Origin of the sequence: Serratia sp. CY55921 (assembly GCF_052167655.1) — a bacterium.
Lineage (GTDB): Bacteria > Pseudomonadota > Gammaproteobacteria > Enterobacterales > Enterobacteriaceae > Serratia > Serratia ureilytica.
The window spans coordinates 2,342,408-2,362,294 of record NZ_JBJNMU010000001.1 but is presented as its reverse complement, the minus strand read 5'-3'; the positions used below and the strand labels follow the sequence as shown (position 1 = coordinate 2,362,294).

Here is a 19,887-nt window from a genome sequence, read left to right as displayed (position 1 = left end):
TGGCTGACGCATAAGGGCAAGTATACGCCCGATTGCTAACCTTGGGCGATCTGGGCCACCAACGCTCTGCGCCGCTGCAGGCTCTCCGCCATCTGCGCCTGTACCCTGGCGTAAATGTGCGGCGGGGCCAGTTCCGGCGTGCCGCCCTCGAACGGCGGCGCCGGGGCGTATTCCAGATAGAGCTGGATCATTTGGGCGGTCTCTTCGCCGTGCAGTTCGGCGATCAGCGCCAGTGCGAAATCGATGCCGGCGGTGACGCCGCCGCCGCTGATCACATTGCCGTCGCGCTCCACGCGCGCTGAGCTCGGCACGGCGCCGAACAGCTTCAGGCTGTCGCGCATCGACCAGTGACAGGCGGCGCGTTTGCCTTGCAGCAGACCGGCGGCGGCCAGGATCAGCGAACCAGTGCACACCGAGGTCAGGTAGCGGGCATCGGCGCCCAGCCGACGGATCTGCTGCATAAAGGCCTCATCTTGCAGCGCCTGGGTGCAGCCGCTGCCGCCCGGTACGCACAGCACGTCGCAGCGCGCGATCTCCGGCAGCGGGCGCAGCTGGGTGAAGTGCAAGCCTTCCGACTCGACATCCGCGCCGTCTACCGAGGCGACGATGATTTCCGCGCCCGGCATGCGGCGCAGGAACTGCAAGGGGCCCGTGAAGTCGAGCTGGGTGACGCCTTGATAGATGGGAAATACAATCACGAGTGATTCAGACATGATATTCGCCTCATTTTTATCGTTGGACCTGGGTCATAATAGCCGCCCTGTTTTTGGCTGATATGACAGATAACCCTCAAAAAGCGCCATCATGAAAACGATCGGTTTTGTGGTTTTTCCCGGTTTTAACCTGCTGGACTTTGCCGGGCCGCTGGCGGCGTTCGATAACGTCAGCCAGTTCACCGACCCGCCGGCCTACCGCTGTGTGGCGATCTCGCCGCAGGGCGGCATGGTCGCCAGCTCGGCCGGGGTGGAAATCGCCACGCAGCCGTGCGGCGACGAGCGTTTCGATACGTTGGTGGTGGCCGGCGGCAGCGGCAACGTGATGGCGGCGCAATCACCGGCGCTGGCGGCGTTCCTGGCCAACCAAAGCCGACGAGCGCGGCGCATCGCCAGCGTATGTACCGGCGCGTTTATTCTGGCGGCCTGCGGGCTGCTGGACGGCAAGCGCGCCACCACTCACTGGTATCACGCGGCGCGGCTGCAGCAGAACTACCCGCGCATTCGCGTCGACAGCAACCGCATCTTCATTCGCGACGGGGATATCTGGACCTCGGCCGGCATCAGCGCCGGCATCGATCTGGCGTTGGCGCTGATCGAAGACGATCTGGGCGCCACCCTGGCGGCGGCCGTGGCGCGGCAGCTGGTGGTCTATCACCGCCGCCCCGGCGGGCAGTCTCAGTACTCGCTGCTGCTGGCGCTGAATCCGTCGTCGGATCGCATGCGCACCGCGCTGTCGTACGCGCGCGAGCATTTGCATCTGCCGCTGTCGGTGGCGGATCTGGCCGACGCCGCCTGCCTGAGCGAGCGGCAATTCGGCCGGCTGTTCCGCGCCGAAACCGGGCAGACGCCGGCCAAGGTGATCGAGCAGCTGCGGGTAGAGGCGGCCAGAGGGCGTATTGAAGAGAGCGCCGAACCGCTGGAGGCGATCGCCCGCTCGGTGGGGTTCAGCGATCCGGAGCGTATGAGGCGGGCGTTTATCCGCGTATTTGGCCTGTCTCCGCAGGCGATCCGCCGGCTTGGCCGCGCGGGATAACTTTTTTGCCACGCCTGGCGGCGGGGCGCATCAGAGGAGCAACGGATGTATCAGGATTTTGAGAGCGAATTGAGCTGGGCGATGCGTCATATGCCGCGCACCCGGGCGGCGGTGGCGGCGTTGCCGGACCTGCACGGGGTGCGGTTGGCGTGCAATATGCACCTAGATCTGAAAATGGCGCCGCTGGTGGCCGGCCTGCTGGACAAGGGCGCGGCGATCTTTCTGACCACCTGCAATCCCACCACGGTACAGAACGACGTGGTGGCCTGGCTGGAACGGCGGGGCGCGCAGGCTTACGCCTGGCGCGATATGAGCGCCGGCGAATGGTCGGAATCTTTCGATCGCGCGCTGGCCTGGCGGCCGACTCACCTGTGCGAAATGGGAGCGGATCTGACCACCCGTCTGCACCAATCGCCGAACGGCCCGCAGATCGTCGCCGGGCTGGAGGCCACCGGATCAGGCATCAGCCGGTTGAACGGCGTGGCGCCGCGCTACCCGATCTTCAATTGGGACGATCTGCCGGTGAAAGAAGGGTTGCATAACCGGCACATGGTTGGGCTGACCGCCTGGCATACCTTCTTCCAGACCACCCATTTGACGCTGCACGAGAAGCGCGTGCTGGTGATCGGTTACGGCCTGGTCGGGCAGGGCACGGCGGCGGCGGCCAGAGCCTACGGCGGCCAGGTGATGGTGGCGGAAATCGATCCGGCGCGTGCGCTGCAGGCGCGTTATGACGGCTGGCAGGTGGTGGATCTGGCGAGCGCGGTCGCGCAGGCGGACGTTATCGCCACCGCGACCGGCGCGAAAAACGTGCTTTCGGCGCAGCATCTGCAACAGGCGCAGGACGGCGTATTTATTCTCAACGTCGGCCACGTGGCCGAAGAGATCGATGTCGGCTTCCTCAAGAGCCTGCCGCACCACGAGCCGATGCCTTATGTGAATGCTTACCAACTGAATGAAAAGACGGTCTATTTGCTGGCCAATGGCTCGATGTTCAACCTGACCGCCGGCTATGGCGACAGCCTTAACGCTTTCGACGTCACGCTGGCGGTGATGGCGGCCGGCATCGGCCATATCGTCGGCGCGGGAGCGCGGCAAACGCCGGGGCTGTACCTGTTGCCGCAGTCGGCGTGGCAGCCGGCACTGTAACTTTTTCCCCGCGGGCGTTCATCCCAGAGCGCCCGCGGGCTGTACCGATTTTCGGCCGACAGAATTTGTCACAAATCCGCCATACAATCCCAGTGCCAAGCGCTGAACCCTCACATATAATTCGCTGAGTTCAAGCCCCCATTTCAGAGTAATGCCTGTGAAAATACGTGTTTTGGTTCTGACTCTGCTCGCTTTACAGACGGGCGCGGGCTTTGCGCCGCGCGCGCTGGCCAGCGATAACGCCGCCGCCCTGCACGCCGCCCAGCCGGAGCTGGCTTCCGGCAGCGCGATGGTCGTCGATATGCAAACCCATAAGGTGATGTACGCGCGCAACCCGGATGAGGTGGTGCCGATCGCCTCGATCACCAAGCTGATGACCGCTATGGTCACGCTGGACGCGCACCTGCCGCTCGACGAGATGCTGTCGGTGGACATCCACCAGACGCCGGAGATGAAAGGGGTGTATTCGCGGGTGCGGCTGAACAGCGAAATCAGCCGCAAGGATATGCTGCTGCTCGCGCTGATGTCGTCGGAAAACCGCGCGGCCGCCAGCCTGGCGCACCACTATCCGGGCGGCTACAACGCCTTCATCAAAGCGATGAACGCCAAGGCCAGGGCGCTCGGCATGACCAATACCCATTATGTGGAACCGACCGGGCTCTCTATTCATAACGTGTCGACGGCGCGCGATTTGACCAAACTGCTGATCGCCACCAAGCAATATCCGTTGATCGGCCAGCTCAGCACCACGACCGAACGCATGGCCAGCTTCAAGGATCCCAACTACACGCTGCCGTTCCGCAACACCAACCACCTGGTGTACAACCCGAAATGGAACATTCAGCTGACCAAGACCGGCTTCACCAACCAGGCGGGGCACTGCCTGGCGATGCGCACCGTGATCGGCAACCGCTCGGTGTCGCTGGTGGTGCTGGACGCCTTCGGCAAATACACCCACTTCGCCGACGCCAACCGTCTGCGCAGCTGGATTGAAACCGGCAAGGTGACGCCGATCCCGGCCGCCGCGCGTGACTATCGCCGCCAAAAAGACGCCCGTCTGGCGAAGAACGACAGCGAATAACCCGCCTGGCGGTCCGCCCGTTTGCGGCGGGCCGCTATCGGCCCTCGGGCCGTCTGATGACAAATCCCCGCTCGCGATCGCCGTCGAAGCCCGCTTTCAGGTAGAGCTGGTGCGCGCCGGTGCGTTGCTGCCCCGACAACAGCATCACCTTGTAACAGCCTTTGCGCCAGGCCAGCTGCAGCGCGTATTCGATCATGGCGAGCGCCACGCCGTGGCCGCGGTAGGGCTCCGCCGTCACCACGTGTTCGATGACGCCGAACGGTTGTGCCTGATGCGCCAGCCCCGGGATCAGTGCCAGCATGCAGGTGGCGATCGGGTGTTCTTCTTTCGCCGCCACCACCAGACGGATCGCCGGATCGTCCAACAGGCGTTGCAGGGTACGGCGCGCATCGTCGGCGCGCAGCGGCGCGTCCTGCGGGCGCAGCTCGCGATACAAGGCTAACAGGCCGTTGAGATCGTCCGGCTGCGCCAGGCGATGAATGATGCTCATGGTTGCTCCTTTCCGCCGCTTCAACGGTAATCCGCTATCCTCCATTAATACCACAACGTTTGCCGGAGGGGATGTTATGAGTCAGGTTTCGACCTTTGTCATGTTCCAGGGAGAGGCGCAGCGGGCGATCGATCTCTACAGCCAGGTGTTCGAGCGTTTTCGGCTCATGCAGGTGCAGCATTACGATCCGACGCCGGACGGCCGGCGGTTGATCAAGCATGCGTCCATCGATTTTGATCGGCAGAACCTGGTGTTTACCGATAGCCCGATCAGCCATGACTTCAGCTTTACCCCGGCGGTGTCGCTGTTCATCAACCTGCCTAACGAAGAAGCGTTGGAGCGGGCGTTCCACCGGCTGGCGGAGGGCGGCAAGGTGCTGATGCCGCTCGATGACTACGGCTTCAGCGCCCGTTTCGGCTGGCTCAACGATCGTTTCGGCCTTTCCTGGCAGCTCAATGTGCCGGCGGGCGATCTGCCCTGAGCTCAGCGCGCGGCGTGCAAAAGGGATGGTAGCGCCTACTGTTGTTTCATATGCTTATCGCCATGGCGGCAGGGCTCTCTGCCGTGGGCAATACCGACAACATCATGGAAAGGTGCGCTTTGATTGATTTTGACCGCTATGTTGAGCAAGCGAAGTCTTACGGCGAGTGGCCGGGCGGGCATGTGGACATGTCGTCCGGTTGCGTCGAGGGGTTGAGCTATCGTCTGTATCGGCACGCAGCCGAGAGTGAAGACGCGATCGTGGTTTATCACGGCGGCGGGGTTAACAGCGCCGCCGGGTATGACGTCCTGGCGCGCCAGTTGGCGGCCGAGCCAACGCTCGCGGTGTGCCTGGTGGATATCCGCGGACATGGCGATTCCACGGGAAAGCGGGGGACGGTTGAGCGGCCTGAGCGTATTTGGCGCGATGTCGATGTCATCCTGGCGGAAATGCGCCGCCGGTTTCCGTTGGCGCGCAGGCACCTGCTGGGCCATTCCAGCGGCGCCGGGATGTTGCTCAACTACCTGACCCGTTACCCAGGCGAACAGCGTGCGGATAGCCTGATCATGCTGGCGCCCGAGCTGGGGCCATTTTCCGGGATGGCCCGCGATCTGGCGGCGACGGCCCGTTTTGCGCAGGTGCGTCAATGGCCGTTTGTCGCCAATGCGCTCAGCGGCGGGCGCTGGTTTGGGCACGTTCGGGCGGTCAGCCTGAATTTTCCCCCGGCTGTGCTGGCCGCCGCCCCCGATTTTGTCTGCCAATACAGCGTCAATATGGCTAACGCGTTGACGCCTCGCGCCCCGGCCAGGCAACTGGCGGCGCTGCGATTACCGACCTTGCTGCTGGCGGCAGCGCAGGATGAGTTGTTCAATGCGCAAGCGATGCAGCGCTTCGTCGAACAGCATGGCAACGCCCAAACCGCCTTTGGTTTGCTTGAAGGCAGCACGCATTTATCGTGCGTATTTGATGCCCATCCCCTTGTCCTTCAACATATCTCGCGTGCGGCCGCTACCGGATCCGATGAGGGGCCGGCGGGCGAGGGGGTTTAACGTCGGCGCGGGGCGGCCATTGCTGGCCTGGCGTTTTCCTCTCTCATCCTATATCCCTGCATGGCACTTAACCGCTATGCTAAACAAATAATAAATGTGAATGTAAAAGGATGAATCATTTTGGCAGGAAGTAGCTTACTCACTCTCATCGACGACATCGCCTCATTGCTGGACGATGTCTCTTTAATGAGCAAGATGGCGGCGAAAAAAACCGCCGGGGTGCTGGGGGACGATCTGGCGCTCAACGCGCAGCAGGTCACCGGCGTTAAAGCCGACCGCGAGCTGCCGGTGGTGTGGAGCGTCGCCAAAGGCTCGCTGATCAACAAGGCGATCCTGGTGCCGTTGGCGCTGCTGATCAGCGCCTTCGCGCCCTGGGCGATTACGCCGCTGCTGATGGTGGGCGGCGCCTACCTGTGTTACGAAGGGTTCGAAAAGGTGTTCCACAGCCTGAGCCCCGGCAAGGCGGCGCAGGAGGAGGCATCGGACGAGCCCGGCGCCAATGAGGACGCCGCGGCCTATGAAAAACGCAAGGTGAAGGGGGCGATACGCACCGATTTTGTGCTGTCCGCCGAGATTATCGCCATCACCTTGGGCACGGTCGCCGGCGCCACCTTCAGCCAGCAGGTGATCGTCTTGTGCGGCATCGCCGTCGTGATGACGCTCGGTGTGTACGGCATTGTCGCCGGCATCGTCCGCCTGGACGATCTGGGGCTGTATCTGAGCCGCAAACGCAGCGCGGTGGCGCGCTCCCTCGGCGGCGGCATCGTGCGCGCCGCGCCTTATTTGATGAAAACGCTGTCGATCGTCGGCACTGTCGCCATGTTTATGGTCGGTGGCGGTATTCTGACCCACGGTTTGCCGCCGGTGCATCATCTGTTCGAAGACTGGGCCTCGTACACCACTGTGGTGCCGACGTTTGGCCATCTTTTGCAGGGGGTGATCCCGGCGCTGTTGAACGTGGCGTTCGGGCTGGTGGCCGGCGGTGTCGTGCTGGCGGTGGTGTCGGCGCTGGGCGCCGTGCGCGCGCGTTTCAAGGCTTGATGAAAAGTCTCGCCCCGGGAGGGGCGGGACGTATCAGACGAATTAAAAGATCAGTTTGAGAACGCCGGTAATCGTCAACAAACCCACGATGAAGATGATGGCGACAATCCACAGAATAATTTTCATTGGCTTCTTCCTTACCGGTTAAAGGTGGGGCGCGATTGGCGCTAACTTAATGAAATCATTCTTCACTATAGACGCTATCTCTCTATCGTGCGTCGTCATGCCTTCACGGGCGGCGCTTGTCGCCCGCGCCCAGCGCGCGCTGCATAATCTGCGTGTCGCGCCATTCCCCCAGCTTGAACCCCACCGCTTTTAACGTCCCTGCACTGGTGAAGCCGAGTGACTGATGCAAGGCCAATGAGCTGCGGTTGGCGGCGGAATCGCCGACGATCGCCAGCATCTGGCGCCAGGGGCCTTGTTCGCAGCGGACGATCAAGGCGCTCAGAAGCGCGCTGCCGATGCCTTTACCCTGTTGCCCTTCGGCGATGTACACCGAGTCTTCCACGGTAAAGCGGTAAGCCGGCCGGGGGCGATAAGGCGTGGCATAACAGTAACCCACAATGACGCCTGCGCTTTTCGCCACCAGCCAGGGCAGGCCGGCCTCCCGCACCTTGCTCAGGCGCAGCTGCATTTCCGCCAGCGTCGGCGGCTGCTCTTCAAATGAGGCCGCGCCGTACAGCACGTGCTGGGTGTAAATACGCAGCACGGCGGCCATATCGTCCGGTGTGGCGTCAAGAAGGCTGAGTGCGGGGGCGGAGAGCGTTGTCACGTGTCTGTTTACCTTGAAAATCAGCGGATAAACGCCATTATGCGCGCCGCTTGCCGCCGGGATAAATCGGGTTTTCTTATGGTGGGATAAGAAAAGGCGATGATGAGCGGGAAGGGGCTCTTTGGGGAGAGCCCCTGTGGCGCTGCGCCTGGTATTACCAGCCTTTCACCGCGCCGCCGTTGAAGATTTTCTCGGCGGCCTTGGCGACTTCGTCCGACTCATAGGCCTTGATGAAGTTCTGCACGTTCGGCGCGTCCTTGTTGTCTTCGCGCGTGACGATGATGTTGGTGTACGGCGAGTCTTTATCTTCGATGAAGATGCCGTCTTTGGTCGGCGACAGGCCGGTTTGGTTGATGTAGGTGGTGCTGATGACGGCGACGGTGACCTTCGGATCGTCCAGCACATGCGGCAACTGCGCGCCTTCCAGCTCCATGATCTGGTAATGATGTGGGTTGGCGCTGATATCCAGCGCGGTAGGCAGCAACCCTTTGCCAGGCTTCAGGCTAATCAGCCCGGTTTTTTCCAGCAGCAGCAGGGCGCGTCCCAGGTTGGTCGGATCGAGCGGAATGGCGATCACCGCCCCGTCCGGCAGCTCTTTCAGCGATTTTATCTTTTTGGAGTAGCCGGCCATCGGGAAGACGAAGGTATTGCCGACCGCCACCAGCTTATAGCCGTGATCTTTGTTTTGCTGTTCGAGGAACGGGCGGTGCTGGAACACATTGGCGTCCAGTTCGCCTTTGTCGGTGGCGTCGTTCGGCAGCAGCGAACCGCTGAAACCGACCAGCTCGACGTCCAGCCCGTATTTCTCTTTCGCCACCTGCCTGGCGACTTCCGCCACGTCCTGTTCCGCGCCGTTGATGACGCCGACTTTGATATGGTTTTGGTCGGTTTTTTGATCGCAGCCCTGAAGCGCCAAGACGGCGGCGAAGGCCGCCGCCAGAGGGGTGATACGCCAGCGTAAGGTCATCGAACTCTCCCTGAAAAGAACAATAAAATCAGTTGGTTTTTGTTCTTACAGCTAAGCCTGAACCGCCGATGAAGTCAAACGCTCGTTCAGCATAAACGGCTATAGCTTATAGCCGTTATGCGATGGGGGATTATCGGCTGAGCGAACGCAGCACCACGATGCCCGGCGTGGCCATCACGTAATCCATAAAGGGTGAATCGACGACCTGCATGTTGGCCTTGCGCGATGAGGCGTTGCGCAGCACCGGGCCGTTGTCGGTCATGACGAAGATGCCGGTATGGGTCACGTCCAGCCCGGCGAGGTTGGTGTAAATGCCGATGTAGTCGCCGGTGCGCAGCTGAGCCAGCACCTTGTCGTCGACGCGGTCGCTGGGAATGTAGGTCACGCTGCGCTGCACGACGGGCAAGCCGGGCAGGTAGCTGCCGCCGTCGGCTTTCTGATTGAGGTTTTTCACGAGGCTGACGGCGTGTGGGCTGAGCTGGGCGGTGATGTCTTCGGCCACTTTTTTCGGCCGCTGCGCCCAGTCGGTGAAGAAGTGTTTGCGCTGCGGGAAGGCGATTTTGCCGTCGACATAGCGGATGTCCACCAGGCGCTGAACGAACTCGGCTTCGCTGCGGGCGGTGCTGAGCGCTTCGACATAATCGATGTAGGTGAAGCAATCCAGCCCGCGGAAGTCGATCACCAACTGCTCGGGCGTGCTCTGCGAACCGATCAGGCGGTTGGCGAGATAGGGCGTGCCGAGGAATTCACGCGAAATCAAATCGACGGTGCGGCCATGCGGCTGCGCGGCGGGCCAACCGGCGCGCAGTGCGAGGATCTCACGCAGCTTGCTGCGGGTGCTGTCATCCATCTGCGGTTGCAGGTTCGGCGGCGAAACGGCGGCGTCGGTCGGCGGCGTTGCGGGGGTGACGGCGGTGGGGCGATCGGCGCATCCGCTCATGGCGATAGCTAACATCAGTAAAACAGCCTTGTTCTTGTTCATACGGCCCTCCATGGGTGTCGCTGGTTTATCAGAGTAAGTGATAACAGTTCTCATCCGATGGTAGGGGTTAAAAAGTAAACATAACCTCAATGGCAATCGATAAATCAGTAACCGATTTCGCTATTGAACGGCAAATACCAGAACAGCGCGATTTCGTGATCGGCGATCTCCGGTTCGGCGCGGTACAGCAAGCGATCGATGCCGCCGAGGATAAACCCATAGTGCTGGTAGCAGCGGCAGGCCGCCAGGTTGTTGTTCTGCGTTTCGAGCATCATACCTGAGGTTTCCTGCTGCCGCGCCCACTGTTTGGCGCAGTCCAGCAGCGCCCCGGCGATGCCTTGGCGGCGCGCGTCAGCGCTGACGGCGATCTCGTCGATCAGGGTGTAGCCGTTCCAGTTTTTGCTCAGCGTGATGTGGCCAACGGCATCGTTCTGGCGATAAGCCAGGAAGGTCACGCTGTCTTCGTTGGCGAACGGCGCCAGGGGATAGCGTTTGCGAAACGGCGCCACCGGGCGGGTTGGCCAGCTGTCCACCGGGCTGTCGAACTGCGGCAGGGCGTAACAGGCGATGGTGAAGCTGAAATCGCCGCGGGCCAGATAATCGTCGGGCAACGTCTCAATGGCCGCGATGCGGATGGCCGGGTTCATTACGGCAGCTCCCGCAGCAGACGCGCCGGGTTGCCGGCATAGATCCCCTTGCGGGTGATGTCGCGGGTCACGACCGCCCCGGCGCCGATCACCGTGTCGCTGCAGATCGTCACCGCCAGGATCGTGGCGCCGGAACCGATGGACACCCGATCGCCGATGCAGGTGCGCCCCCAGCTGGCCGGATCGGCGTTGGGCGCGCCGTCCCGGAACAGATCGTTGGCGAAGGTGACGCCGTGGCCGACAAAGCACGCTTCGCCGAGGGTAACGTATTCGCAGATAAAGCTGTGCGACTGAATTTTACTGCGCGCGCCGATGCTGACGTGGCGCTGGATCTCGACGAACGGGCCGACGAAGACATCGTCGCCGAGCCGGCAGCCGTAAAGATTGCAGGGTTCTACCACGGTGACATTGCGCCCGGCGTCGACGTCGACGATCCCCGCCTGGCGGGTGATGATAGCGGATGACATAACCTTCCTCACAGCCTGGGTTTAATGGGGGGAGTATAAGACAAAGCGCCGCGCCTTTCGCTTTCCGCACGTTTTTTCGCCAAAAGACTATAATTAGTACAGGGGAGAGAGCCCCGTGGCCGCAATCCTCGCACGGGTAGCTGTCCGTCAGAGGTGTGAAATTCGTTCGCCGATCGCGGCCTACGGCGAGATAGGAGGTGTCTCATGGTCAGTCATGTTTGGGGACTTCTGGCGCATCCCAGCGCCGAGTTCGAACAGATCAAAAGCGAGAATGAAAGCGTCTCGCACCTATACACCCATCACGTGTTGCTCTTGGCAGCAATCCCGGTGGTCTGCGCCTTTATCGGCACCACCCAGTTGGGCTGGCTCTCCGGCGAGGGACATGCCATCAGGCTCGACATGTTTACCGCGTTTTATACCGCCGTGGCGTTCTACCTGCTGATGCTGGCAGGCGTAGCGGCCATGGGGAAAGTCATTCACTGGATGGCGCGGCGTTATGAATCGCGCCCAAGCCTGCACCGCTGCATGGTGTTCGCCGGCTACGTGGCGACCCCGATGTTCCTCAGCGGGGTAGTGGCGCTTTATCCGGTCGTCTGGCTGTGTCTGTTTGTCGGCATTATCGGCCTGTGCTATTCGGGCTATCTGCTGAATCTGGGGATCCCGCACTTCCTGAATATCGACAGTAAGGAAGGGTTCATCTTCTCCAGCTCGACCTTCGCCATCGGCATTCTGTTGCTCGAGCTGCTGCTTGGGGTGACGGTGCTGCTGTGGGGGTACGGTTCCTGGTTGTTCTGAGTTAACGGTTGTTGTTATCGCCCCCGCGCCGGTGGAACGGCGCGGGGGCTTTTGTTTTTAGGCTATGCGCGGCGGAAAACCAGCATCACGCCGAGCACGATGCCCGCCATGCCCAGCAGGCTCAGCGCGGCCAGCGCGTGGCCGAGCAGCAGATAATCCAGCAGAGCGGTGACCGCCGGGATCAGGTAGAACAGGCTGGTCACCTGCACCAGGTTGCCGCGCTGGATCAGCCGATACAGCAAGAACGTCGCCAGCACCGAGATCACCACCGCCATCCACAGCAGCGGCAGCACGAACTCAGGCCGCCATTCGACCCGCAGCGGCTCAAACGGCAGCGCCAACGCACACATCAACAGCCCGACGGCATACTGCAGCGGCAACACCGCCAGCGGCGGCTGCGTCATGCCCTTTTGCAGCAGAGTGCCGGCGGTCATGCAGCCCAAGGCGATAAAGGCGAACAGCATGCCGCTCAGCGAGAAATGGGCCACCATCAGGCTTTGGTACACCACCAGCGTCAGCCCCGCCAACGCCAGCGCCAACCCGAGCTCGCGCAGCCCGGCGCAGCGCCGTTCGGTAATGAACTGGGTCAGGATCGGCTGTACGCCAAGCAGCGTGGCCAGCACGCCGGGGGTAATGCCCCGTTCGAGGGCCAGCAGATAGCAGATCTGATAGCTGCCGATCATCAGCACGCCGATCAACGCGACGCGCCGACGGGTGCCGGCGGCGGGCAGGCACTGGCGCTGCCACAGGCCGATGGCCAACAGCACCGCCAGCGCGATGGCGCAGCGGAAGAACAGAAAAGCGAAGGCGGAGGCGTGCTCCAACCCCCAACGGGAGAAGATCGCGCCGCTGCTCCAAAGCAGGACGAACAGCGTAGCCAGGCCGGCATTGGCCCAGAGAGAAGGTAATCGCATATCAATTTCACCTGTCGTGAAAATTACAGGCTCCGGCGCGCGCGGCGGTCTACGCCTGAACGCAATAAATCAACATAAGCCGGAGGTAAAAGTCGGTGTGGCTTAGCGCACGACCACAAGGCGTGGCGGGTAAGCGGCAACCGCGGAAACGACAGAGAAAACGGCGGGTGGAGCGGAGGAAGCACACAGCAAAACGACGGCCGGAACGGTCGCGTTTGTCGGATCTGTGCTGTGCGCCAGGTAGGTCATGTGAGTTCCTGAAAACCGTGAATGAAACCAATCGCTTCAAACATAGCCAAGTTCAGCGGGGCGCGCAACCGAAAATCACAGAGGCTTAAACGATAATGAAAATCATTATCATTAAATTGAAGGTGTGCTATGTTGCTGCAAAAACGCAGTTTTAACGCCAGCGCGAGGCGCAAGGGGGTAGGCTCCCCGCCGCCGTTTCCCGTCATGCGTGCGGCGAGAGACTTTACGATTCGTTTTTGCAGAGGGCGCGCATTCGTGATAAAAATATTGATATGTTATAATATAACAATTAACGCATGATGAATTCAGCTCACGACATCCTCCATGTTGATGGGGTTAGCCTGACCGGCCACGGCGGGGCCTCGATACTCTACAACATCCATTTCACGCTGCGCGCCGGTGAGAAGCTGGCGGTGATCGGCCCTAACGGCAGCGGCAAATCCAGCCTGTTGCGCACGCTGATCGGCGAAACGCGGCCGGACAGCGGCGAGATTTACTGGCGAGGGCGCGCTTTGTCCGGCTTGTCGGCGGCGGAACGCGCCAGAAGCATCGCCTTTCTGGCGCAAAACGATCTGCCGGATTTGCGGCTGTCGCTGGAGGACTATGTGGCGTTAGGGCGTTTGCCGCATGGCGAACGGCCCGCGGCGGGAAAACGCATCGTTGACGAGATCATCGGGGAAACCGGCCTGGCGCCGCTCAGGCACCATCCGTTGGGGCGGCTCTCGGGCGGCCAGCGTCAGCGCGCTGCGTTGGCCCGGGCGTTGGCGCAGACTCCCGACCTGTTGTTGTTGGATGAGCCGACCAATCACCTCGATCCTCCCGGGCGTTCGGCGCTGCTGTCGTTAGTAAAACATAAAGCCATCGCCGTGATTGCGGTGCTGCATGACCTGCCCGTGGCGGAGGCGTTCGCCGATCGGATCCTGGTGCTCAACGAAAGCCGCCAGGTGGCCTGCGGCTCGCCCGCGGCGGTGTTGCAAACCCCGGTAATTCTGCCGGTGTTCGGCATGCACAGTTTCAGCGTGGCGCATCCCGTCAGCGGGAAAACGCTGCGTATTTTTGAAGTTCCCCATTGCGCTTGATAAACCAGAGAGAAACATGAACATACGCGTATTCCCCTTGCTCCTGCTGTTGGCCGGCGGAGCGGCAGCGGCTGAAAAATTTCCCGTCACCGTAGAAAGCTGCGGGAAGCCGATCACCTTCAATCAGGCGCCGCAGCGCGCCGTCATCAACGACATCAATATGGCCGAGATGGCCTTTGCGCTTCATCTGCAGGATCGGATCGTCGGGCTGACCGGCATCACCGGCTGGTACAAATTGACGCCTGATTTCAAGGCGGCGATGGGCGCCATTCCCGAACTGGCGCCGAAGTATCCCGCTCTGGAAACGTTGCTGGCGGCGCAGCCGGACTTTTTCTTCGCCGGCTGGAATTACGGCATGAAGATCGGCGGCGACGTCACGCCGGAGACGCTCGCGCCGTTCGGCATCAAAACGCTGGTGCTGAGCGAGAGCTGCGTACAGGCCGGCGGTCGGCCGCAGAAGGCCGATATGAACCTGCTGTATGACGATGAGCTGAAGCTCGGCAAGATTTTCGGCAAGCAGCGAGAGGCCGCCGAGCTGGTTGAGGGCTGGCGCCGCCGGTTAGCCGCGCTGCCCGCCAGACCGGCGGGGCAGGCGCCGCTCAAGGTGTTCGTGTATGACTCGGGAGAAGAGAAGCCTTTTACCAGCGGTAAATACGCCATGCCGACGGCGATTGTCGAAGCGGCGGGCGGCCGCAACGTGATGGACGGTTTGGCGGCGAGCTGGACGACGGCATCTTGGGAGGCGGTGGCGGCGGCGGAACCCGACTTCATCATTCTGCTGGATTATCAGACCGGGTCAGGCGCCGAGGCGCTGCGGCGTTTCCTCGAGTCTCATCCGTTGATGAAGTTGACGCCTGCGGTACGGCACCATCGTTATCTGAAACTGCAGTATGCGGAGCTGACGCCGGGGCCAGCCAACATCGGCGCGGTGGAAAAGCTGGCGCGGGCGCTGTACGCGCCGGAGGCTGAATGAACTCGCCGACACGGCGGTTTATGCTGCTCGCGCCGCTGGCGCTGTTGACGTTGTGCGGATTAATGGTCTGGAGCCTGCAATTGGGCAGCGTCGCGCTGTCATGGCGGCAGGCGTTGGCGGCGTTAGGGATAGATTCGGCGCCGCTTTCCGGCATGCTGGACACTATCGTCGTGCAACTGCGCGTGCCTCGGGCCTTGTTGGCGGCGTTGACCGGCGCCGGGCTGGCGATGACCGGCGCGCTGCTGCAGACCACCACCCGCAATGAGCTGGCCGATCCTTTTTTGTTTGGGCTCTCCTCCGGCGCCGCCGCCGGCGCGGTGCTGGTCATCACGCGATTCGGCGATGCGCTGGGCGCGCTGACGTTGCCGCTGTCCGCTTTCGTCGGCGGCATTCTGTCCGCGTTGGCGGTGATGATCCTGTTTCGCGTCAGCCGGGTCAGGCGCGCCGAGCAGCTTATCGTCTGCGGCCTGGCGGTCTCATTTTTGTTCAGCGCGCTCACCAGCTATCTGGTTTTTTCCGGCGATCAGCGGGCGGCCGGTTCAGTGTTGTTCTGGTCGCTGGGCGGCTTGGGGTTGGCGCGTTGGGATAATTTGTTCATTCCGCTGGTGAGTTTCGCGCTGCTGGCCGGGTTTACGGCGCTGCGTTGGCGGGCGCTGGACGCGCTGCTGGCGGGTGAGCAAACCGCCCATTCGATGGGAGTCAACGTGGCGCGCCTGCGCACCGAGACCTTTTTGTGCTGCGCATTGTCTACAGCGTTTCTCGTTTCGCTGACGGGCGTGATCGGTTTTGTCGGGCTGATGGTGCCTTATCTGGCCCGGCGCCTGGTAGGTGTGCGCCACCGCTTGTCCGTGCCGATGTGCGGCCTGCTGGGGGCGATGCTGCTGACCGGCGGCGACATGCTCAGCCGCAGCCTGATCCCCAATCAGGAGCTGCCCATCGGCATCATTACGGCGGGGCTGGGGGGCGCGTTCATCGTCTCCTTGCTGCTGCGCGCGGAGCGGTGAACGCCGCCCTGTCTCAATAGAGCTCCAGGTGCAGCCGCTGCTGCTCAATCAGCGTCTGCCACAGGTTTTCCGTCCCGCAGGCGTGCTCCAGCGCCGTCGCCACGGCATGTTCCAGATACTGGCGATTGCCGCACAGGTAGACATGCGCGCCCCGTTGCAGCAGGCCGCTGACGGCATCGGCGTGATCGTCGATGGCGTGTTGCACGTAATACTTGTCGGCGGCGTCGCGCGAGAATGCCGTGATGAGCCGTGTGAGTACGCCCGTCGCGTTCAGCGTGACCAACTCCTCGCCATACAGGAAGTCTTCATCGCGCCTTTTCTCACCGAAGATCAGGACGGTTTCACGCCGTTCGCCCTGGGCGGCCATTTCGCGCAGTAAGCCAATCAACGGTGCGATGCCGGTACCGGTACCGATAAGCAGCACCGGCAAGGCGGTGTCGCGCGGCAGGTAAAAGCCGGGGTTGGCGCGGCAGAAGAGGCGGAAAGGACCGGGGTGCTTGAGCAGCCAGCCGGTCGCCGTGCCGCGCCGGGTGCGGCCGCCGCGTTCATAATGTACGTCGCGCACGCACAGATCGAGGCTCTCTTCCCGCGTTGCCGAAGCGATGGAGTAGGCGCGCGGCAGGCAAATGGGCAGCAGCGCCAACAGGTTCTCCAGCGTGATCGCGTGCGGCGGGCAAAAATCGTGCAGCACGTCCAGCAGATCGGCGCCGTATAGATAACTCTCCAGGGATTTGCGCTGACGGATCTTGAGCAGGCTTTTGAGCTCTTCGCTGTCGGCCAACTGCGCCAGTTCGCGCAGCGTCGTTTTGCTGATCTGGCGCAGCTCCCGGCGCCGCAGCGCGTCGATGGCCTCCGGCCTGCCGAGCCACTCTGCCAGCCGGATCAATAATCCTTCGTCGTTCTCCGGCAACAGATAGACGGTATCCCCTGCCCGGTAAACGATGCCGCTGCCGGCGATATTCAGCCGCAGATGCCAGGCTTGCGGCGTGCGTGCGCTAAGCGGCCGCCGTTCGAGGAGGGCGGCGTTGAACGCATGGTCTTCACCGTAGGCGGTCACGCGCAGATGCAAATCGCGGCCCGCCTGGGCATCGCCGGCCAGCACCTTATCCAGCGTCGTTAGCCAGGTGGTGAAGAACCGTTCGACGTTAACGTCGGCGTCAACGCGATTGATGATGGCACGGGCGCCGTATTGCGTCAGGCGCGCATCCAGCGCCTGGGTAAACCCGCAGAAATGCGGGTAAGCGGTGTCGCCGAGACCGAAGATGGCGTAGCGCAACCGGTGGCGATCCGGCCATTGCGCCAGCGCGTCGGGGAAACGTTCGGCGTTGGCGGGCGGTTCGCCGTCGCCAAATGAGCTCGAGACAATCAACAGGGCGTCGCGTTTGCCCACATCGGCGGGCTGGATGGCGTTGAGTTCTTTAACGACGGGGCGGTAGGGTTGCAGGCTGCTTTGCTCGCCCAGGCGCATCGCCAGCGCCCGGGCGTTGCCCGACTCCGAACCGTAACCAATCAGGATGCGTTCGATGATGTCGGCCATAGCGGTTACTTGTCGTAGTGGTTGTCGAACTGTTCTTTGGCGAATTCCACCGATTCGAAGTCGGTCATCAGATCGTTAATTACGCGGCGGATGCTGATATAAGCCTCGATATTGCCTTGGGCGTCATACAGCGGTTGCACCGTGGTGTCGACCACGTACAGCACGCCGCCCTTGCCGACGTTCGGGATGATTCCGGTCCAGATGCCGCCCGCCTTGATGGTGTCCCACATTGCTTTGTAAACGGCTTTCGGTACGGAAGGGTGACGCACGATGCTGTGGGGCTGGCCCACCAGCTCTTCCCGGGAAAAGCCGGTCAGTTGGCAGAACAGGTCGTTGACGTAGGTGATAGTGCCCTGCAGATCGGTGGTGGAGATCACCATCACTTTATCGAGCGCGGCCAACAGCTGGGCGGAATCGAGGGTCTGACTCATGGTAGGTTCCTTCTCATTAAGTTCGCGGTGAATGCCACGGCGGATGTCATGTATCCGTCACGACAGCTTTGTAATTAATTCTCATTTGCGATGAATGGTAATCGGGAATTTTATAAGTTGCAATAAGAATGCATCTTTATGGGCGCAAAGATCTCGACGAGGCGGGCAGGGGCGGTGAGGCCCGCGCCGGGTGGGCGGCGGGCCAATCGTGCGGCGTTTAGCGGGGGGCTTCGGCCCAGCCTTTGCGTTTGCTGGTTTTGCCGATGCCGGGGTTGAAGCTGTTGGTCGGATCGGCGGTGCGGTAGAACGCTTGCAGATCCGGTTTGGCGTGGTACAGGTGGCCGACGTTATGCTCCGCCGGGTACTCGGCGCCGCGCCGGTTGAGGATCTCGAGCATCTTTTCTTTCAGTGCATGGCTGTCCACGCCTTTTTTCACCACGTAGTCCTGGTGGAAGACGTGGCACATAAAGTGGCCGTAATACAGCTTATGCACCAACTGACTGTCGATTTCCGGCGGCAGCGTTTCGAACCAGTCGGTGTCGTTGCGGCGCAGGGCGATGTCCAGCGCCAGAATATCCTCCACCTTGTCGGCGTGCACCGCGTGGTAGCGCACGGCGGCGCCGGCGGCGGCGAAGCGGTGCAGGAAAGCCTTTTTGCCCTCGTCAGGCGTGCAGGCGAAGAAGGCACCTTCGGCCTGGGCGAAATAGTCGGTCAGGTAGCGCTGGGCCTCTTCCACGCCGGGGCCGGCCATCTTCAGCAGCAGATGGTGTTCGAAACGTTCGCGGTATTCCTTCATGCGTTTCGGCAGGTGGCTCGGCGCCAGATGGCTCAGGCCCTGCATCAGCCGATCGGTCAGGTTGTGCGGCAGCAGCGGCAGCTTGTTGAGGCTGGCGTCCATTCGGCCCTTCAGGGTGAAGAAGCGCGGCATCTGATCGGTGCCGAGCTTGTCGATCATCATGAAGGTGTCTTTGCCGTACACCTCGGCGATGTCGAAGATATCGCGGTGCATGTATTCACCGGCCACCGGCAGGTTTTCGAATTTGCTCAGCATGTGGCGGCGCAGTTCGGTCAGCACCGCGGTGTCGTTGGTGCCGATATAGAACACCTGCTCTTTGCCCTCTTTCTCGAAGGTGTCGAGCCGCACCGCGAACACCGCCAGTTTGCCGGCGCAGCCGGAGGCTTCGTACAGGCGGCGTTTGTCGGCGTTGAAGCGGGAAGGGGTGTTGGCGTCGACGTCGCGCACCCGGCTGGCGTACTCGTTATCCGAGGCGCGCAGCTCGCCGTATTCGACGTCGCTCGGGCGATAGTCGCCTTTTTCCAGCCGGGTGAGGATCTCTTCCGGCGTGTCGCCAAGCCGGATGCCCAGATGGTTGACCAGGCGCAGCTGGCCGTCTTCCCCTAACTGGGCGTACAGCGCCATTTCGGTATAGGCCGGGCCGCGTTTCACCAGCGAGCCGCCGGAGTTGTTGCACACGCCGCCGATAACCGAGGCGCCGATGCAGGAAGAGCCGATCACCGAATGCGGTTCACGGCCGTAGGGCTTGAGCAATTTCTCGAGGTGGTGCAGGGTGCTGCCGGGGAAGCCGACCACCTGCTTGCCGTTGTCCAGCACCTGAATATGGTCGAGGCGCAGGGTGCTGACGATGACGATATCGCGATCATAGTCGTTGCCGCTGGGGGTTGAGCCCTCGGTCAGGCCGGTGTTGGCGGCCTGCATGATGACGATTTTATCGGCGGCCACGCAGGCCTGCAGAATGCGCCACAGCTGCAGCAGGCTAGTGGGAAACACCACCGCCAGCGCCTGGCCTTCGCCGGAGCGGAACCCTTTGCGATACCGTTCGGTGTTGCGATCGCCGGTCAATAACTGCGGGCCGCCGACGATGTCCTTAAGCTGGTTGAGAAACGCCTGATTGCCTGACTGCATGCTGCCTGTCTCCCTGTCATCCCCGTCGCTTTAACCGCGGCGCCGGAGTGCCGCGCAGTTAGCTAAGAGGCTATCAATTAAATAACTTATCAAGCAATTAGCTTAT

At 62.0% G+C, this 19,887-nt stretch carries 22 protein-coding genes; 10 read left to right on the top strand and 12 right to left on the bottom strand.

Features of this window, described 5'->3' with window-relative positions:
- Positions 1-35 precede the first annotated feature (35 nt).
- A complete protein-coding gene (locus ACJ8M3_RS11455) occupies positions 36-713 on the bottom strand; it encodes a DJ-1/PfpI family protein (RefSeq protein WP_033652379.1) in 678 nt (225 codons plus the stop codon).
- A gap of 91 nt (positions 714-804) precedes the next feature.
- Here ACJ8M3_RS11455 and ACJ8M3_RS11450 point away from each other — a divergent pair, with 91 nt between their 5' ends.
- From ACJ8M3_RS11450 to pbpG, 3 genes are all read left to right on the top strand, one after another.
- A complete protein-coding gene (locus ACJ8M3_RS11450) occupies positions 805-1,749 on the top strand; it encodes a GlxA family transcriptional regulator (protein WP_033642266.1) in 945 nt (314 codons plus the stop codon).
- Between the two features lie 45 nt (positions 1,750-1,794).
- Positions 1,795-2,898 (top strand): adenosylhomocysteinase, encoded by a 1,104-nt coding sequence (locus tag ACJ8M3_RS11445; protein ID WP_072628133.1) that lies wholly within the window; start codon positions 1,795-1,797, stop codon positions 2,896-2,898.
- A gap of 151 nt (positions 2,899-3,049) precedes the next feature.
- Entirely contained in the window at positions 3,050-3,979 is a 930-nt protein-coding gene (gene pbpG / locus ACJ8M3_RS11440; protein WP_033652380.1) for a D-alanyl-D-alanine endopeptidase, read from the top strand.
- Between the two features lie 34 nt (positions 3,980-4,013).
- Here the strand turns inward: pbpG and ACJ8M3_RS11435 are convergent, their stop codons facing one another.
- Entirely contained in the window at positions 4,014-4,469 is a 456-nt protein-coding gene (locus ACJ8M3_RS11435; protein WP_046686614.1) for a GNAT family N-acetyltransferase, read from the bottom strand.
- Between the two features lie 76 nt (positions 4,470-4,545).
- On the opposite strand from ACJ8M3_RS11435, the gene ACJ8M3_RS11430 reads away from it, so the two are divergent.
- The 3 genes from ACJ8M3_RS11430 (at position 4,546) to ACJ8M3_RS11420 (ending at position 7,040) form a co-directional block, all read left to right on the top strand.
- Positions 4,546-4,950, top strand: a complete 405-nt coding sequence (locus ACJ8M3_RS11430) for a VOC family protein (RefSeq protein ID WP_033652382.1) — start codon at positions 4,546-4,548, stop codon at positions 4,948-4,950.
- An 83-nt stretch (positions 4,951-5,033) separates the two neighbouring features.
- On the top strand, positions 5,034-5,999 hold the full coding sequence (locus tag ACJ8M3_RS11425) for an alpha/beta fold hydrolase (RefSeq protein ID WP_233503939.1): 966 nt from the start codon (positions 5,034-5,036) through the stop codon (positions 5,997-5,999).
- 120 nt (positions 6,000-6,119) lie between these two features.
- The gene (locus ACJ8M3_RS11420; RefSeq protein ID WP_442514681.1) at positions 6,120-7,040 is read left to right on the top strand and encodes a DUF808 domain-containing protein; all 921 of its coding nucleotides are present in this window, start codon (positions 6,120-6,122) and stop codon (positions 7,038-7,040) included.
- Positions 7,041-7,082: 42 nt separating this feature from the next.
- On the opposite strand, the gene ACJ8M3_RS11415 is transcribed toward ACJ8M3_RS11420, so the two are convergent.
- The 6 genes from ACJ8M3_RS11415 to ACJ8M3_RS11390 all read right to left on the bottom strand — a co-directional run bounded on the left by ACJ8M3_RS11415 (position 7,083) and on the right by ACJ8M3_RS11390 (position 10,875).
- The gene (locus ACJ8M3_RS11415) at positions 7,083-7,166 is read right to left on the bottom strand and encodes a membrane protein (protein WP_016928643.1); all 84 of its coding nucleotides are present in this window, start codon (positions 7,164-7,166) and stop codon (positions 7,083-7,085) included.
- Between the two features lie 103 nt (positions 7,167-7,269).
- Positions 7,270-7,812, bottom strand: a complete 543-nt coding sequence (locus ACJ8M3_RS11410; protein ID WP_089196746.1) for a GNAT family N-acetyltransferase — start codon at positions 7,810-7,812, stop codon at positions 7,270-7,272.
- A gap of 154 nt (positions 7,813-7,966) precedes the next feature.
- Positions 7,967-8,779: a MetQ/NlpA family lipoprotein gene (locus ACJ8M3_RS11405; RefSeq protein ID WP_033642272.1), complete on the bottom strand. Its 813-nt coding sequence runs from the start codon at positions 8,777-8,779 to the stop codon at positions 7,967-7,969.
- Between the two features lie 130 nt (positions 8,780-8,909).
- The gene (locus ACJ8M3_RS11400; protein ID WP_033642273.1) at positions 8,910-9,761 is read right to left on the bottom strand and encodes a DUF1460 domain-containing protein; all 852 of its coding nucleotides are present in this window, start codon (positions 9,759-9,761) and stop codon (positions 8,910-8,912) included.
- A 104-nt stretch (positions 9,762-9,865) separates the two neighbouring features.
- On the bottom strand, positions 9,866-10,408 hold the full coding sequence (locus ACJ8M3_RS11395) for a GNAT family N-acetyltransferase (RefSeq protein WP_033652386.1): 543 nt from the start codon (positions 10,406-10,408) through the stop codon (positions 9,866-9,868).
- On the bottom strand, positions 10,408-10,875 hold the full coding sequence (locus ACJ8M3_RS11390) for an acyltransferase (protein ID WP_060659805.1): 468 nt from the start codon (positions 10,873-10,875) through the stop codon (positions 10,408-10,410). The genes ACJ8M3_RS11395 and ACJ8M3_RS11390 overlap by 1 nt, the downstream gene beginning before the upstream one ends.
- A gap of 204 nt (positions 10,876-11,079) precedes the next feature.
- Between ACJ8M3_RS11390 and ACJ8M3_RS11385 the strand changes: the two genes are divergently transcribed.
- Positions 11,080-11,670, top strand: coding sequence for a Yip1 family protein (locus ACJ8M3_RS11385; RefSeq protein WP_019453944.1), 591 nt, complete (start codon positions 11,080-11,082; stop codon positions 11,668-11,670).
- A gap of 62 nt (positions 11,671-11,732) precedes the next feature.
- Here ACJ8M3_RS11385 and ACJ8M3_RS11380 read toward each other — a convergent pair whose 3' ends face one another.
- Entirely contained in the window at positions 11,733-12,584 is an 852-nt protein-coding gene (locus ACJ8M3_RS11380; RefSeq protein ID WP_442514680.1) for a DMT family transporter, read from the bottom strand.
- A gap of 545 nt (positions 12,585-13,129) precedes the next feature.
- On the opposite strand from ACJ8M3_RS11380, the gene ACJ8M3_RS11375 reads away from it, so the two are divergent.
- Genes ACJ8M3_RS11375 through ACJ8M3_RS11365 form a run of 3 tightly spaced genes read left to right on the top strand, consistent with a single transcriptional unit; the run spans position 13,130 to position 15,889 of the window.
- A complete protein-coding gene (locus ACJ8M3_RS11375) occupies positions 13,130-13,912 on the top strand; it encodes an ABC transporter ATP-binding protein (RefSeq protein WP_180995579.1) in 783 nt (260 codons plus the stop codon).
- A 16-nt stretch (positions 13,913-13,928) separates the two neighbouring features.
- The gene (locus tag ACJ8M3_RS11370) at positions 13,929-14,885 is read left to right on the top strand and encodes an ABC transporter substrate-binding protein (protein ID WP_047572261.1); all 957 of its coding nucleotides are present in this window, start codon (positions 13,929-13,931) and stop codon (positions 14,883-14,885) included.
- A complete protein-coding gene (locus ACJ8M3_RS11365) occupies positions 14,882-15,889 on the top strand; it encodes a FecCD family ABC transporter permease (protein ID WP_047572259.1) in 1,008 nt (335 codons plus the stop codon). Before ACJ8M3_RS11370 ends, ACJ8M3_RS11365 begins: the two co-directional genes overlap by 4 nt.
- A 13-nt stretch (positions 15,890-15,902) precedes the next feature.
- Here the strand turns inward: ACJ8M3_RS11365 and ACJ8M3_RS11360 are convergent, their stop codons facing one another.
- The 3 genes from ACJ8M3_RS11360 to dld all read right to left on the bottom strand — a co-directional run bounded on the left by ACJ8M3_RS11360 (position 15,903) and on the right by dld (position 19,781).
- A complete protein-coding gene (locus ACJ8M3_RS11360) occupies positions 15,903-17,426 on the bottom strand; it encodes a flavodoxin domain-containing protein (protein ID WP_089196747.1) in 1,524 nt (507 codons plus the stop codon).
- A 5-nt stretch (positions 17,427-17,431) separates the two neighbouring features.
- The gene (locus tag ACJ8M3_RS11355) at positions 17,432-17,857 is read right to left on the bottom strand and encodes a PAS domain-containing protein (RefSeq protein WP_023447580.1); all 426 of its coding nucleotides are present in this window, start codon (positions 17,855-17,857) and stop codon (positions 17,432-17,434) included.
- A gap of 217 nt (positions 17,858-18,074) precedes the next feature.
- Positions 18,075-19,781: a D-lactate dehydrogenase gene (gene dld, locus ACJ8M3_RS11350; RefSeq protein WP_089196748.1), complete on the bottom strand. Its 1,707-nt coding sequence runs from the start codon at positions 19,779-19,781 to the stop codon at positions 18,075-18,077.
- Positions 19,782-19,887 lie beyond the last annotated feature (106 nt).

What these genes read in the sequence shown, in the direction of transcription:
- ACJ8M3_RS11365 (WP_047572259.1), top strand. Translation starts at nt 14,882, where the DNA reads ATGAACTCGCCGACACGGCGGTTTATGCTGCTCGCGCCGCTGGCGCTG.
- ACJ8M3_RS11415 (WP_016928643.1), bottom strand. Translation starts at nt 7,166, where the DNA reads ATGAAAATTATTCTGTGGATTGTCGCCATCATCTTCATCGTGGGTTTG.
- ACJ8M3_RS11450 (WP_033642266.1), top strand. Translation starts at nt 805, where the DNA reads ATGAAAACGATCGGTTTTGTGGTTTTTCCCGGTTTTAACCTGCTGGAC.
- ACJ8M3_RS11380 (WP_442514680.1), bottom strand. Translation starts at nt 12,584, where the DNA reads ATGCGATTACCTTCTCTCTGGGCCAATGCCGGCCTGGCTACGCTGTTC.
- ACJ8M3_RS11395 (WP_033652386.1), bottom strand. Translation starts at nt 10,408, where the DNA reads ATGAACCCGGCCATCCGCATCGCGGCCATTGAGACGTTGCCCGACGAT.
- ACJ8M3_RS11385 (WP_019453944.1), top strand. Translation starts at nt 11,080, where the DNA reads ATGGTCAGTCATGTTTGGGGACTTCTGGCGCATCCCAGCGCCGAGTTC.
- ACJ8M3_RS11455 (WP_033652379.1), bottom strand. Translation starts at nt 713, where the DNA reads ATGTCTGAATCACTCGTGATTGTATTTCCCATCTATCAAGGCGTCACC.
- pbpG (WP_033652380.1), top strand. Translation starts at nt 3,050, where the DNA reads ATGCCTGTGAAAATACGTGTTTTGGTTCTGACTCTGCTCGCTTTACAG.
- ACJ8M3_RS11435 (WP_046686614.1), bottom strand. Translation starts at nt 4,469, where the DNA reads ATGAGCATCATTCATCGCCTGGCGCAGCCGGACGATCTCAACGGCCTG.
- ACJ8M3_RS11400 (WP_033642273.1), bottom strand. Translation starts at nt 9,761, where the DNA reads ATGAACAAGAACAAGGCTGTTTTACTGATGTTAGCTATCGCCATGAGC.
- ACJ8M3_RS11355 (WP_023447580.1), bottom strand. Translation starts at nt 17,857, where the DNA reads ATGAGTCAGACCCTCGATTCCGCCCAGCTGTTGGCCGCGCTCGATAAA.
- ACJ8M3_RS11430 (WP_033652382.1), top strand. Translation starts at nt 4,546, where the DNA reads ATGAGTCAGGTTTCGACCTTTGTCATGTTCCAGGGAGAGGCGCAGCGG.
- ACJ8M3_RS11375 (WP_180995579.1), top strand. Translation starts at nt 13,130, where the DNA reads ATGATGAATTCAGCTCACGACATCCTCCATGTTGATGGGGTTAGCCTG.
- ACJ8M3_RS11370 (WP_047572261.1), top strand. Translation starts at nt 13,929, where the DNA reads ATGAACATACGCGTATTCCCCTTGCTCCTGCTGTTGGCCGGCGGAGCG.
- dld (WP_089196748.1), bottom strand. Translation starts at nt 19,781, where the DNA reads ATGCAGTCAGGCAATCAGGCGTTTCTCAACCAGCTTAAGGACATCGTC.
- ACJ8M3_RS11405 (WP_033642272.1), bottom strand. Translation starts at nt 8,779, where the DNA reads ATGACCTTACGCTGGCGTATCACCCCTCTGGCGGCGGCCTTCGCCGCC.
- ACJ8M3_RS11445 (WP_072628133.1), top strand. Translation starts at nt 1,795, where the DNA reads ATGTATCAGGATTTTGAGAGCGAATTGAGCTGGGCGATGCGTCATATG.
- ACJ8M3_RS11390 (WP_060659805.1), bottom strand. Translation starts at nt 10,875, where the DNA reads ATGTCATCCGCTATCATCACCCGCCAGGCGGGGATCGTCGACGTCGAC.
- ACJ8M3_RS11360 (WP_089196747.1), bottom strand. Translation starts at nt 17,426, where the DNA reads ATGGCCGACATCATCGAACGCATCCTGATTGGTTACGGTTCGGAGTCG.